The sequence below is a fragment of the Mycobacterium sp. 852014-50255_SCH5639931 genome (assembly GCF_001665605.1).
Taxonomy (GTDB): domain Bacteria; phylum Actinomycetota; class Actinomycetes; order Mycobacteriales; family Mycobacteriaceae; genus Mycobacterium; species Mycobacterium paraffinicum.
Map to the genome: position 1 here is coordinate 344570 of NZ_LZSV01000002.1, position 12755 is coordinate 357324.

Annotated in this window: 11 protein-coding genes and 1 pseudogene; 7 read left to right on the forward strand and 5 right to left on the reverse strand. The window is 66.6% G+C overall.

Annotation, left to right across the window (positions count from 1 at the left end):
• Positions 1 to 82: 82 nt before the first annotated feature.
• The 4 genes and pseudogenes from cobF to A5758_RS02190 all read left to right on the forward strand — a co-directional run bounded on the left by cobF (position 83) and on the right by A5758_RS02190 (position 2495).
• Positions 83 to 835, forward strand: coding sequence for a precorrin-6A synthase (deacetylating) (gene cobF / locus A5758_RS02180; RefSeq protein ID WP_067735767.1), 753 nt, complete (start codon positions 83 to 85; stop codon positions 833 to 835).
• Between the two features lie 5 nt (positions 836 to 840).
• Positions 841 to 1083: pseudogene (locus tag A5758_RS26150) on the forward strand (DNA-formamidopyrimidine glycosylase family protein); the annotation flags it as partial.
• 153 nt (positions 1084 to 1236) lie between these two features.
• Positions 1237 to 1704 carry a zinc finger domain-containing protein gene (locus A5758_RS26155; protein ID WP_231987206.1) on the forward strand — a complete coding sequence of 156 codons (468 nt, stop codon included), beginning with the start codon at positions 1237 to 1239 and terminating at the stop codon, positions 1702 to 1704.
• Between the two features lie 41 nt (positions 1705 to 1745).
• Positions 1746 to 2495, forward strand: a complete 750-nt coding sequence (locus A5758_RS02190; protein ID WP_067735772.1) for an SDR family oxidoreductase — start codon at positions 1746 to 1748, stop codon at positions 2493 to 2495.
• Between the two features lies 1 nt (position 2496).
• Here the strand turns inward: A5758_RS02190 and A5758_RS02195 are convergent, their stop codons facing one another.
• A complete protein-coding gene (locus tag A5758_RS02195; protein ID WP_067735774.1) occupies positions 2497 to 3816 on the reverse strand; it encodes an oxygenase MpaB family protein in 1320 nt (439 codons plus the stop codon).
• A gap of 93 nt (positions 3817 to 3909) precedes the next feature.
• Here A5758_RS02195 and A5758_RS02200 point away from each other — a divergent pair, with 93 nt between their 5' ends.
• Entirely contained in the window at positions 3910 to 4485 is a 576-nt protein-coding gene (locus A5758_RS02200) for a TetR/AcrR family transcriptional regulator (RefSeq protein ID WP_067735777.1), read from the forward strand.
• A gap of 6 nt (positions 4486 to 4491) precedes the next feature.
• Here the strand turns inward: A5758_RS02200 and pgi are convergent, their stop codons facing one another.
• Together pgi and A5758_RS02210 are read right to left on the reverse strand one after the other, a co-directional pair.
• The gene (gene pgi / locus A5758_RS02205; protein ID WP_067735780.1) at positions 4492 to 6156 is read right to left on the reverse strand and encodes a glucose-6-phosphate isomerase; all 1665 of its coding nucleotides are present in this window, start codon (positions 6154 to 6156) and stop codon (positions 4492 to 4494) included.
• A gap of 159 nt (positions 6157 to 6315) precedes the next feature.
• Complete coding sequence (locus A5758_RS02210) at positions 6316 to 6645, reverse strand: chorismate mutase (protein WP_082939175.1); 330 nt, start codon at positions 6643 to 6645, stop codon at positions 6316 to 6318.
• Positions 6646 to 7200: 555 nt separating this feature from the next.
• Between A5758_RS02210 and pcrA the strand changes: the two genes are divergently transcribed.
• A complete protein-coding gene (gene pcrA, locus A5758_RS02215; protein WP_067735782.1) occupies positions 7201 to 9534 on the forward strand; it encodes a DNA helicase PcrA in 2334 nt (777 codons plus the stop codon).
• Positions 9535 to 9648: 114 nt separating this feature from the next.
• Here the strand turns inward: pcrA and A5758_RS02220 are convergent, their stop codons facing one another.
• Both A5758_RS02220 and A5758_RS02225 read right to left on the reverse strand, forming a co-directional pair.
• Positions 9649 to 10215, reverse strand: coding sequence for a hypothetical protein (locus A5758_RS02220; protein WP_067735785.1), 567 nt, complete (start codon positions 10213 to 10215; stop codon positions 9649 to 9651).
• Between the two features lies 1 nt (position 10216).
• The gene (locus tag A5758_RS02225; RefSeq protein WP_067736143.1) at positions 10217 to 11263 is read right to left on the reverse strand and encodes a M23 family metallopeptidase; all 1047 of its coding nucleotides are present in this window, start codon (positions 11261 to 11263) and stop codon (positions 10217 to 10219) included.
• A 323-nt stretch (positions 11264 to 11586) separates the two neighbouring features.
• Here A5758_RS02225 and sucC point away from each other — a divergent pair, with 323 nt between their 5' ends.
• Positions 11587 to 12750, forward strand: coding sequence for an ADP-forming succinate--CoA ligase subunit beta (gene sucC / locus A5758_RS02230; RefSeq protein ID WP_067200178.1), 1164 nt, complete (start codon positions 11587 to 11589; stop codon positions 12748 to 12750).
• The last annotated feature ends 5 nt before the right edge of the window (positions 12751 to 12755 follow it).

Genomic DNA, 12755 nt, shown 5'->3' on the forward strand with positions numbered 1-12755 from the left:
AATGGTACTGGGTACTTTTGGTCCCGACTAGGCCCTTGCGGTTTCGATTCGGCAATCTGATGCAAGCAACGAGGAGGGTTTTTTGGGCCGGCATATCCACGTCATCGGCATCGGCGCCGGCGACCCTGACTACGTGACGGTTCAGGCGATCGAGGCGCTCAACGACACCCAGGTGTTTTTCGCGATGGACAAAGGCGAGGCGAAAAGCGACCTGGTGGCGCTGCGGCGCGAGATCTGCGCCCGGTTCATCCGCGAGCCGGGCTACCGCTTCGTCGAGCTGCCCGACCCCAAACGGTCGGCCGACTCCGACTACCGCGACGCCGTCTCGGACTGGCATGCGGCACGGGCCCGGGTCTGGGCGGCCGCGATCGCCGCCGAGTTGGGCCGCGACGGCGTCGGCGCCTTCCTGGCCTGGGGCGACCCGTCGCTGTACGACAGCACGCTGCGCATCCTGGAGGCCATCAAGACCGATGCGGCCGGGCTCGAGTTCACGTTCGACGTCATCCCCGGCATCACCGCGGTACAGGCGCTGACGGCTCGACACCGCATCCCGCTCAACGACGTCGGGGAACCGGTCCTCATCACCACCGGCAGGAAGTTGCGCGCGCACGGCCTGGACGGATCGGCGGTCGTGATGCTCGACGCCGAGTGCTCCTTTCAGGTGTGCCCGCCCGACACCCGCATCTGGTGGGGCGCCTACCTGGGCACCGGCGACGAGCTGCTGGTGGCGGGCACCGTCGGAGAGGTCGCCACGCGCATCGGGGCGCTGCGGGCCGAGGCGCGTGCGCGGCACGGCTGGATCATGGACACCTATTTACTCAGACCGGCAGACTGAAGGGCGTGCCCGAACTGCCCGAGGTCGAAGCCCTGGCCGACCATCTGCGCCGCCATGCCGTCGGCCTGACGATCGGCCGCGTCGACGTCGGCGCGCTCTCCGTCCTGAAAACCTTCGACCCGCCACTCAGCGTGCTGCACGGCCAACCCGTGACGGGGGCTCACCGGTGGGGCAAGTACCTGGGGTTGCAGGCTGGAGAGCTGTACTTGATCACTCACCTGTCCCGGGCGGGCTGGTTGCGGTGGTCCGACAAGCTGGCCGCGGCGCCACTTCGGCCCGGCAAGGGCCCGATCGCGCTGCGCGTGCACCTGGGCACGCCCGGCGAGGCGCCCGGCTTCGACCTGACCGAGGCCGGCACCCAGAAGCGGCTGGCCGTGTGGCTCGTCGACGATCCGCAGTCGGTGCCCGGCATCGCCGCCCTCGGCCCCGACGCGCTGGAGCTCAGCGTCGACGATCTTGCCGGGCTGTTGGCCGGCAACACCGGGCGGATCAAGACGGTCATCACCGATCAGAAGGTGATCGCCGGCATCGGCAACGCGTACAGCGACGAAATCCTGCACGTCGCGAAGATCTCGCCGTTCGCCACCGCGGGCAAGCTGACCGATGAGCAGCTCACCACGCTGCACGACGCGATGGTGTCCGTCCTGCGCGACGCGGTGAGCCGGTCCGTGGGCCAGGGGGCGGCCACGCTCAAAGGCGAGAAACGCTCCGGCCTACGGGTGCATGCCCGCGCCGGCATGCCCTGTCCGGTGTGCGGGGACACCGTGCGTGAAGTTTCCTTCGCGGACAAGTCTTTTCAATACTGTCCGACGTGCCAGACCGGCGGCAAAGTGCTCGCCGACCGGCGGATGTCACGGCTGCTCAAGTAGGCGGCGGCCCGCGACTTGACACCTGTCGATATGCTGCCCGGATGACTCGTCAGAAGATCCTCATCACGGGTGCCAGTTCCGGCCTGGGCGCCGGCATGGCGCGAGCGTTCGCCGCCAAGGGCCGCGACCTGGCATTGTGCGCGCGGCGCACCGACCGGCTGGACGAGCTGAAAGCCGAACTGTCACAACAGTACCCGGGCATCAAGATCGCTGTGGCGGCGCTGGACGTCAACGACCACGAGCAGGTGCCGAAGGTCTTCGGCGAACTCAGCGACGAGCTCGGCGGCATCGACCGCGTCATCGTCAACGCCGGCATCGGCAAGGGCGCGAAGCTCGGCTCGGGCAAGGTATGGGCCAACAAGGCGACCCTCGAGACCAACCTGGTGGCCGCGCTGGTGCAGATCGAGACGGCGTTGGAGATGTTCAACAACACCGGTTCCGGCCATCTGGTGCTCATCTCGTCGGTGCTCGGCAACAAGGGCGTGCCGGGTGTCAAGGCCGCCTACGCTGCAAGCAAGGCCGGGTTGAGTTCGCTGGGTGAATCCCTGCGCGCCGAATATGCCAAGGGCCCCATCAAGGTTTCGGTCATCGAACCCGGCTACATCGAGTCGGAGATGACGGCCAAGTCGAACAGCACAATGTTGATGGTGGACAACGAGACCGGCGTCAACGCGCTCGTCGCCGCCATGGAACGTGAGCCCGGCCGGGCGGCGGTGCCGTGGTGGCCGTGGGCGCCGCTGGTGCAGGTGATGCGGGTGCTCCCGCCCCCGCTCACCAAGTGGTTCGCCTGAGTCAGTGCGGCACCGGCGTGTAATGTTCTGCGTCGCTGGTGAATTCGGGCTTGCCGTAGGTCGCCAGCCGTAGCTTGAGGAGCCCGATGACGTAGGCGTCGGTGATTTCCCGAAGCACGCGGATGCGGCTGGCGTGGCTCACGGCGGTGAAACGCCCGATGATGAAGGGCGCGGTGAGGGCGACCCGGATGAGGTCCGTCGGCCCCATTGAGACGCCCATGGCCTCGGCGATCTCTCGATTCCCATTGCAGAAGGTGCGAACGAAAGTGAGCTTGCTGAAACTCTTTTCGACCGCTTCGGCGCAACGGTCGAACAGCGTCGTGTCGGGGCGCAAATAGGCCGCCATCGTGCCGCGGACGAGTTCTTGGCAGATGCTGTCGAATCCGTCGCGCAGCAGTGCCGAGCGCGCGTGCATGACGTGGATGATGTCGGCCGGTTCGGCCGGCAACAGCTCTTCTGGCAGGCCGAGCAAAAAGCAGCGATACCTGGCGAATTCGACGACGGCGCGCTCTTCGGCGGTGAACTCTGTCCGGCCCTGTTGGCGCGCCTTGCGGGCCAGCAGGTACTGGCCGATCATTCCGGCCGGCATCTGGTCGACCTGCGGCACGGGCATGCCGTACACGGCGGCATCCCACTTGTCGGATTTCTTGAGGGCGTTGTAGCGGACCATCGAGTGCATCAGCCGGACCATGGCGGCCGCCTCGAAACCGGGGCCGAAACGGTCCAGCGCACCGGGCAGGGTGGTGACGGCGAAGAAACTCGCGGTCTCGTTTACCCGCCGGGCGGCCCGCTTGCCCGAGAGTGCGCCGGTGAGCGCCATCGGCAGCGCGGCGTAGGTGTTGGTGAAGGTCGCGATGAAGGCCCCTCGCGTGATGAAGGGGGCCAGCAGCGCTGCGGGGATCCGCTCTTGGCGGGCGCCCTCACGGACCAGGTCGAAGTCGATCCACTCCGGAGTGGCCTCCATGGCGGCGATGAACGAAACCAGCTCCGGGGGCGCGTCGGACACCGCCTCGACGCCCTCCCGGCAGGCCGTCTTGAGCATGTCGATCAGCTGGACGGCGCTGTGCGAAGCCATCAGTGCCGCATAGGGATCGGCGACGACGTCGCCGAGCAGGGTGGCCGTGCTCATCAACTCGACCACGCGGTCGTCTTCCAGGATCGGTGCGCGGTCGGCGATCCAGGCGGGCAGGGCCGAGTCGACGCCGGGCTCGGTGGCCAGACGATCCGGCTGCCGGTCGAAGTCGAAGTCTCCATACAGGTCGGGCTGCAATGCGCGCTGGCTGCGGACTCGCTCGGCGAGTTCGGGGTAGTACGTGACCATCGCTGCCTCCCATTAACTAACAGTTCGTGAGTAAATACTCACAAGTTGTTAGTTATGCTGTCAAGCATGAGTGCGGGCAACCCTAAGCGGCGCATGACCGCCGAAGGTCGGCGCGAGCAGATCCTCGGCGTCACGCACGCGATCGTCGACGCCGAGGGGTTCCACGCGGCCACACCCAATCGCATCGCCGAGGCGGCCGGCATCAATCGGTCGTTGATCTATCAGCTGTTCGGCGACCCGGCGGGACTGTTCGTCGCGCTGATCGACCGTGAGGCGGCCCGCGCCGGCGCCCAGTTCGCCGAGGCGGTCTCCGGGTTGGATGCCGTCTCCGAGGACCAGTCGCTTGTGGTTGCCTTCGACGGCGTGCTGGCCGCGGTCGACGCCCACCCGGCAACGTGGCGGCTGTTCCTGTTTCCGCCGCAGGGTGCTCCCCCGGAGTTGTATGCGCGGCTGGCTGAATCGCAGGCCGTCGTGTTGGAGTTCTTCGTCGCCGAACTGCTGCGCACCAATCCCGGAGTGCACGACCCCGAGTACACCGCGCGGATCCTGCACGCCGCCGGACGCGAACTGCTGCAGCTGCACCTCAGTGAGCCGCAGACCGCGACCGTAGAACGCTTGCGCACCTTCGTGCGCCGACTCGGGTCGGACGTCATGAGCCGGACCGGCTGAGGGCTACTAGCTGGTGCGCCCGCGTTCGGTCCGGTAGCGGCGCACCAGCGCGTCGGTCGAGCTGTCGGACTGCGGAGCCGGCGAGCCGTCGGACGTGATCACGGGGAGCAGCGCTTTCGCCTGCGTCTTGCCCAGCTCCACGCCCCACTGGTCGAACGAGTCGATGCCCCAGATGGCGCCCTCGGTGAAGACCTGATGCTCGTAGAGCGCGATCAACTGGCCCAGCACTGACGGCGTTAGCCGGTCGGCCAGGATCGAGGTCGACGGCCGGTTGCCGGGCATCACCTTGTGCGGCACGATGTCGGCCGGCGTGCCTTCGGCGGCAATCTCCTCGGCGGTCTTACCGAACGCCAACACTTGGGTCTGGGCGAAGAAGTTGCTCATCAGCAAGTCGTGCATGCTGCCGGTGCCCTCGACGGTGGGCAGGTCGTCCAGAGGCTGGCTGAAGCCGATGAAGTCGGCCGGCACCAGCCGGGTGCCCTGATGCAGCAATTGGTAGAAGGCATGCTGGCCGTTGGTTCCCGGCTCGCCCCAAAAGATTTCGCCGGTGTCGGTGGTGACCGGAGTGCCGTCGGCGCGCGTCGACTTACCATTCGATTCCATCGTCAGCTGTTGTAGATAGGCCGCGAATCGCGCCAAGTCGTTGGAGTAGGGCAGCACCGCGCGCGACTGGGCACCCATGAAGTTGGAGTACCACAGCCCGATCAGCCCGAGCAGCGCCGGCGCGTTGGACTCCAGCGGGGCGGTCTTGAAATGCCGGTCCACGATGTGGAATCCGGACAGAAAATCGGCGAAGGCCTCCTTGCCGATCGCGGCCATCACCGAGAGGCCGATCGCCGAATCGACGGAATACCGTCCCCCGACCCAGTCCCAGAAGCCGAACATGTTGTCGGTGTTGATGCCGAAGTCGTCGGCCAGGCGCTTGTTGGTGGAGACCGCCACGAAATGCTTGGAGACCGCGGCGTCGCCGAGCGCGTCGGTCAGCCAGCGGCGCGCGGCGGTCGCGTTGGTCAGGGTTTCCAGCGTGGAGAACGTCTTGGAGGCGACGATGAAAAGCGTTGTGGCGGGGTCCAAGTCGGCCAGCGTGGCGATGAGGTCGGCCGGGTCGACGTTGGAGGCGAAGCGTGCGGAAATCCCGGCGTCGGCGTAGTGGCGTAGCGCCTGATAGACCATCACCGGCCCCAGATCCGATCCGCCGATGCCGATGTTGACCACCGTGCTGATTCTTTTCCCGGTGGCCCCGGTCCATTCACCATTGCGTAACCGGTCGGTGAAGTCGCCCATCCGGTCGAGCACGGCGTGCACGTCCTCGACGACGTTGTGGCCGTCGACGATCAGTTCGGCGTCCCGGGGCAGTCGCAGCGCGGTGTGCAATACCGCCCGGTCCTCGGAGACGTTGATGTGCGCGCCGGCGAACATCTGGTCGCGGCGCTCTTCGAGGTTAGCCGTGCGCGCCAGATCGACCAGCAGCCGCAGCGTCTCTCGCGTGACGCGGTGTTTGCTGTAGTCGATGTAGAGGTCGCCGACCGATACGGTGAGTTCGCGGCCGCGGTCGGGATCCTCGTCGAAGAACTGGCGCAGATGGGTCGCGCCGATTTGTTCGTGATGCCTGCGCAGGGCGTCCCACGCTGGGGTGACGGTGATGTCGGGGAGGCTTTGCACGGAGGTCATAGTTCGACCCTAGTGACGGTCGCAAGCGCCGCGTAGCGGGGCGCGGCGGGCCGTCACCGTTGGGCTAGTGACGGTCGCAAGCGCCGCGTAGCGGGGCGGGGGACGGGCCGTCACCGTCGGGGCGGCCGGTGCGCCGCGGCCCAGCCCGGGTGCGACGGGTCAGTGACCGAGCCGGCCCCTGCCCAACCTCAGCAGCAGGATCGCCAGGTCCTTGCCGTCGGGACCGAGCTCGCTGTAGCGCTCGATCACCTTCATCTCGCGACTGTGCACGAGCCGCGTGCCGCCGGATGCCATCCGGACCTTGCCGATCGCCTGAGAGACCTCGGTGCGGCGCTTCACCGCGGCCAGGATCTCGGCGTCCAACCGGTCGATCTCGTGACGCAAGTCGTCGATACTCAACTCTTCGGCGGCCGTCTGTGGGGTTTCCACCGTCTCAACCTTCATCTCTGCTGACTCCGCATTCTCGGGATGTGGGGGTTGTGGTCTCATCCGGTTTCGGGCCTCACAAAAGAGACGAGCCCCGGTCTCCGGAAGCGGACCACGGGGCTCTGACGAAAGCAGCTAGACCACGGGGACCGCTAATCGGTACCCGTAGAAAAATCGGCGGCAGTTCGGGGTGCGAGGCCGCCGACGGCGCTGCGTGTTGAGCACCAAACGAGTGTGCCACTAAAATCGGCTCTCGCGCAAAAAGGCGTTCGTGAGCTGGCCATTACCCGGTCGACGTCCGCGTGAGACTTGCCGGTGTTCGGTTGCGGTGACCGCCAACCCCGGGTCTGCTTGCCGGGTACGGAATCCATTAACAGGGCGCGAAATTCGGTGTTATAGGAGATTGCGCGAGATTGACGGCGGCGCAAACTCGGGCCGCGATTATGCGCGGCTTTTTTACTCGAGTCTAATTAGTCGCCATTTGAAATCGGGGCGCATTTGTCTGCGAAACACGCCTTTCGCCGCCCCGTTTTTGCCGGGCGGAGGGCGGTCGGGGCACTAGCCTGTTGTCACGCCTGGGCGCGTTGCGTCGGTGGGCGGCGGTAAGTTTGGACCAACATGAGTGTGTACGCAACCGATGCCAACCTGGCCTCCGAAGCAGATCAGTTGCTCGAAGGCCTCAACCCGCAACAGCGCCAGGCGGTGGTGCACGAGGGCTCGCCGCTGCTGATCGTGGCAGGGGCCGGCTCCGGCAAGACCGCCGTGTTGACGCGCCGCATCGCCTATCTGATCGCGGCGCGCGGCGCGGGGGTCGGCCAGATCCTGGCCATCACCTTCACCAACAAGGCCGCGGCCGAGATGCGCGAACGGGTGGTGCGGTTGGTCGGCAACCGGGCCCGCGCCATGTGGGTGTCCACCTTTCACTCGACGTGTGTGCGGATCCTGCGCAACCAGGCGTCGTTGATCGAAGGCCTCAATTCCAACTTCTCGATCTACGACGCCGACGATTCCCGCCGCCTGCTGCAGATGATCGGTCGCGACATGGGGCTCGACATCAAGCGCTACTCGCCCCGGCTGCTGGCCAACGCCATCTCCAACCTGAAGAACGAGCTGATCGACCCCGCTGAGGCGGTGGCGAAACTGACGGACGACTCCGACGACCTGACGCGCACCGTGGCGTCCGTGTACGGCGAATACCAGCGGCGGCTGCGCGCGGCAAACGCGCTGGACTTCGACGACCTGATCGGCGAGACCGTCGCGGTGCTGCGGGCCTTTCCGCAGATCGCCCAGCACTACCGGCGGCGGTTCCGTCATGTCCTGGTCGACGAGTATCAGGACACCAACCATGCGCAGTACGTGCTGGTGCGGGAACTGGTCGGTCACGACGCGACGGGATCGCCCGACGATGTGCCGCCGGCGGAATTGTGCGTGGTGGGTGACGCCGATCAGTCGATCTATGCGTTCCGCGGCGCCACCATCCGCAACATCGAGGACTTCGAGCGCGACTATCCGGACGCGATAACCATTCTGCTGGAACAGAATTACCGCTCCACGCAGAACATCTTGTCGGCGGCCAACTCGGTGATCGCGCGCAACTCCGGGCGGCGGGACAAACGGCTGTGGACCGACGCCGGCGCCGGCGAATTGATCGTCGGCTACGTCGCGGACAACGAGCATGACGAGGCCAGGTTCGTGGCCGAGGAGATCGACGCGCTCGCCGACCGGGGTGAGATCACCTACAACGACGTGGCCGTGTTCTATCGCACCAACAATTCGTCGCGGTCGTTCGAAGAGGTGTTCATCCGCGCCGGCATTCCCTACAAAGTCGTTGGGGGAGTGCGGTTCTACGAGCGCAAAGAGATTCGCGACATCGTCGCCTATCTGCGGGTGCTGGACAACCCCGGCGACGCGGTCAGCATGCGGCGCATCCTCAACACCCCGCGCCGGGGCATCGGGGATCGGGCCGAGGCGTGCGTGGCGGTGTACGCGGAGAACACCGGCGCGAGTTTCGCCGACGCGCTGGTGGCCGCGGCCGAAGGCAAAGTGCCGATGCTCAATTCGCGCGCGGAGAAGGCGATCGCCGGTTTCGTCGAGCTGCTCGACGAGCTCAGGGGCCGCCTCGACGAGGATCTCGGCGATCTGGTCGAGTCGGTGCTCGAACGTACCGGTTACCGGCGGGAGCTGGAATCCTCCACCGATCCGCAAGATCTGGCCCGCTTGGACAACCTCAACGAACTTGTCAGTGTGGCACACGAATTCAGCACTGACCGGGCCAACGCCGCCGCGCTGGGCGAGTCGTTACAGACCCCCGACGACGAAGACGTGCCGGACACCGGCGTGCTCGCGGAATTCCTGGAGCGCGTCTCGCTGGTTTCCGACAGTGACGAGATCCCCGAGAACGACGCCGGCATGGTCACTTTGATGACGCTGCACACCGCGAAGGGACTGGAATTTCCGGTGGTGTTCGTTACCGGCTGGGAGGACGGCATGTTCCCGCACATGCGGGCGCTGGACGACCCGACCGAACTGTCCGAGGAGCGGCGGCTGGCCTACGTCGGCATCACCCGCGCCCGTCAGCGGCTGTATCTGAGCAGGGCCATCGTCCGGTCCTCCTGGGGGCAGCCGATGCTCAACCCGGAGTCGCGCTTCCTGCGGGAGGTTCCGCAGGAACTCATCGAGTGGCGGCGCACTGCGCCGGCCCCGTCGTTCAGCGCGCCGGTGAGCGGCGCCGGCCGGTTCGGTGCGCCACGCGCGGCCCCGACCCGCTCGGGTGCCGGCAAGCGCCCGTTGCTGGTGCTCGAGCCCGGCGACCGGGTGACTCACGACAAGTACGGGCTTGGCCGCGTCGAAGAGGTGTCCGGCGTCGGCGAATCGGCCATGTCTCTCATCGACTTCGGCAGCGCCGGGCGGGTGAAGCTGATGCACAACCACGCCCCGATCAGCAAGCTCTAACCGCATGGCGTCTGCGGACCATTTGGCGACTCGGGATTTTGATATCGCTGGTGGTATCGGATTTGAAAGTCGCCTAATGGTCGGGCGCCGGGCCGGCACCCGCTTCGGCGCGGGTCAGGCTTCCAGCCAGCGTCTGGTTCGCGGGTGCATCGCCAGCACCACGCTGGCGATCGGGAGCAGCGGCAGCAGGTGCACTATCCACGCGACGCGGGCACCGGCGATGAACACCCCCAGGTAGGTCAGCACAGCGACCACGGCGCCGGCCACGATGAGGTAACGCCCAAAAGGCCGGCGCTGCAGCAACATGATCACGCCGGAAACGGTGGTCGTGGCGAACACCAGGGTCAGAAACGCGACGGCGATGCAAAAGAGACGATCGGTTCGCCACCAGCCGGCGATCAGGTCGGTCGCCACCACCGACGTGGCCCACCCGCTGATGATGCTGACGGCGCAGGCGGCGACGGCCGTCCGGTCACTCGGCTCACCCGAAGTGGCTTGGCGTCCCGCGCGAGCGGCGCCCTGGTACGGCGGTGGCTGCGGGGGGATGAGGCTGGTCGGGGATTCCGGTGTTATCGGGATCGGCCCGGTCGGTGCGCGGCGGATGATCCGCGTCTTGGAGTCCGACGGCGACGTGGACTCGGGCGGCTGCGGACCGGGAGGTGGTTGATTCGGCGCGGTCACCTCAACCAGCGTAGTTACCGACCATAAGACCCCGCTTAGCCAGCCACGGGACGGGGTCGATCCGTTCGGTGCCGCCCTGGAGCACCTCGAAATGCAGGTGCGGGCCGGTGGAATTGCCGCGGTTGCCCATGGTGGCGATCTGGTCCCCGGCCATCACGCGCTGGCCGACGCTGACCAGCGTCGTGTTGACGTGGCCGTAGAGCGTGACCGTGCCGTCGGCGTGGCGGAGCTTGACCAACGCCCCGTAACCGGCGGCCGGCCCGGAGTCGATGACGACGCCGTCGGACACCGCGTAGATCGGTGTGCCGATCGAGTTGGCCAGGTCGATGCCGGCGTGCAGCACGCCCCAGCGGTAACCGAAATTCGAGGTGAAGATGCCCTTCGTCGGCATCACATAGAGCGGCTGCTGCAATCGCGCCTCACGCTGAGCGCGATCGTTGGCGTAGGCGACGCCCTTGGCGAGCTCCTGGTTGTGCAGGGCGGCGGTCGCCGCCGGCTCGAGCGCGACCACCTGGGGGCCGCGGATGGTGTTGCTGTTGCCCGATCCGCCGGTGAGCGCCGACGCGTTCGCGGTCAGCACGGCCTCGGTCTTGGGGGTGTCGGCATGGCTGGTGGCGGTGTGGGCCGCCGCGGCGGCCGCGCCGGCCGCCATCGCCGAGATCAGCAGGCGGCCCCGGGCCGCGCTGGTCGGTTCCTTGCGATGCTGCCCGCCGCGTCGTGCCACACCGACGACGTCGTGCGCGCGACCGATGCGGGGCTCGGCGGCGGACCTGACGATCACCCGCGGCAGCACCTCGGTGACCGGGGCGGCCAGCCACAGCGGGGCCGGGTCGTCGGCCTCGTTCAGGTCGTCGAGTTCGGGGGCCAGCAAGACCTGCGCTTCGTTGTCGAAGGTCGAGTCGTTGCTGTAGTCGAGGTCGCCGAGATCCCTGACCTCTTCGCGCCAATCCAGATCATCGAAGTCGAAGCCGTCGAGCGGGAGGATCTCGGTGACCTCGTTGCGATGGGGCTCAATCCCTCGGCCGCCGGCCGCGCGACCAACCCGCACCACACCTGCTGTTTCAGCAGTAGAAGGAGCCAAACGATGCTGGGGCAAGCTGAAATGTCCTCGTATCGTGACCATACCGTTATCTGGACCCTAGGACGGTATCCGCTGACGTGCGGAGCTGGCAACCTCGTCGCGCAATCCGATTGAAATTGTGATTTGGGTCACGAACGGGGTACGCCGCGATGTCGTGAGCTGTGCCACATCGCCCGACGCGCCGGTAAAGGCCGGTAGGAGGGTCGATACAGTTCGTCCGTGCGAGTTGCCGAACGCGGCACCGCCCACCAAGAGGCCTAGTAGTTGAGTCGAGCGAAGACAGAGAGACCATGGACCTTTTCGAGTATCAAGCAAAAGAATTGTTCGCCAAGCACAACGTACCGACTACGCCGGGGCGGGTGACCGACACCGCCGAGGGCGCTCGGGAGATCGCCACCGAAATCGGCCGTCCGGTGATGGTCAAGGCGCAGGTGAAGGTCGGCGGGCGCGGCAAAGCTGGTGGCGTCAAGTACGCGGCGACGCCCGAGGACGCTTACGAACACGCCAAGAACATCCTCGGCCTCGACATCAAGGGTCACGTCGTCAAGAAGCTGCTGGTCGCCGAGGCCAGCGACATCGCCGAGGAGTACTACATCTCCTTCCTGCTGGATCGGGCCAACCGGACCTACCTGGCCATGTGCTCGGTCGAGGGCGGCATGGAAATCGAGGAGGTCGCCGCCACCAAGCCCGAGCGGCTGGCCAAGGTTGCGGTGGACGCCGTCGACGGGGTCGACCTGGAGACCGCGCGTTCCATCGCCGAGCAGGGCCACTTGCCGGCCGAGGTGCTCGACGCGGCCGCGGTGACCATCAACAAGCTGTGGGAGCTCTTCGTCGCCGAGGACGCCACGCTGGTCGAGGTCAACCCGCTGGTGCGCGACCCGAAAGACCAAATCCTGGCGCTGGACGGCAAAATCACGCTCGATGCGAATGCCGACTTCCGCCACCCCGAGCACGCGGAATTCGAAGACCGTGCCTCGACCGACCCGCTTGAGCTCAAGGCCAAAGAGCACGACCTCAACTACGTGAAGCTGGACGGCCAGGTCGGCATCATCGGTAACGGCGCGGGCCTGGTGATGTCCACGCTCGACGTCGTCGCGTACGCGGGCGAAAAGCACAACGGCGTCAAGCCGGCTAACTTCCTGGACATCGGCGGTGGCGCATCGGCCGAAGTCATGGCCGCGGGGCTGGACGTCATTCTGACCGACGAGCAGGTCAAGAGCGTCTTCGTGAACGTGTTCGGGGGCATCACCTCGTGCGACGCCGTCGCCAACGGAATCGTGACGGCGCTGAACATGCTCGGTGACGAGGCCAATAAGCCGCTCGTCGTCCGCCTCGACGGCAACAACGTCGACGAGGGTCGCCGCATCCTCGCCCAAGCCAACCACCCGCTGGTGATCCAGGCCGAGACCATGGACGCCGGCGCCGACAAAGCCGCCGAGCTGGCGAACAAGTAAGGGAG

Bases quoted from the DNA above. Each gene is read 5' to 3' on its own strand.
- A5758_RS02190 (WP_067735772.1), top strand. From the start codon at position 1,746: ATGACTCGTCAGAAGATCCTCATCACGGGTGCCAGTTCCGGCCTGGGC.
- pgi (WP_067735780.1), bottom strand. From the start codon at position 6,156: ATGACCTCCGTGCAAAGCCTCCCCGACATCACCGTCACCCCAGCGTGG.
- A5758_RS02195 (WP_067735774.1), bottom strand. From the start codon at position 3,816: ATGGTCACGTACTACCCCGAACTCGCCGAGCGAGTCCGCAGCCAGCGC.
- pcrA (WP_067735782.1), top strand. From the start codon at position 7,201: ATGAGTGTGTACGCAACCGATGCCAACCTGGCCTCCGAAGCAGATCAG.
- A5758_RS02210 (WP_082939175.1), bottom strand. From the start codon at position 6,645: ATGAGACCACAACCCCCACATCCCGAGAATGCGGAGTCAGCAGAGATG.
- sucC (WP_067200178.1), top strand. From the start codon at position 11,587: ATGGACCTTTTCGAGTATCAAGCAAAAGAATTGTTCGCCAAGCACAAC.
- A5758_RS02200 (WP_067735777.1), top strand. From the start codon at position 3,910: ATGACCGCCGAAGGTCGGCGCGAGCAGATCCTCGGCGTCACGCACGCG.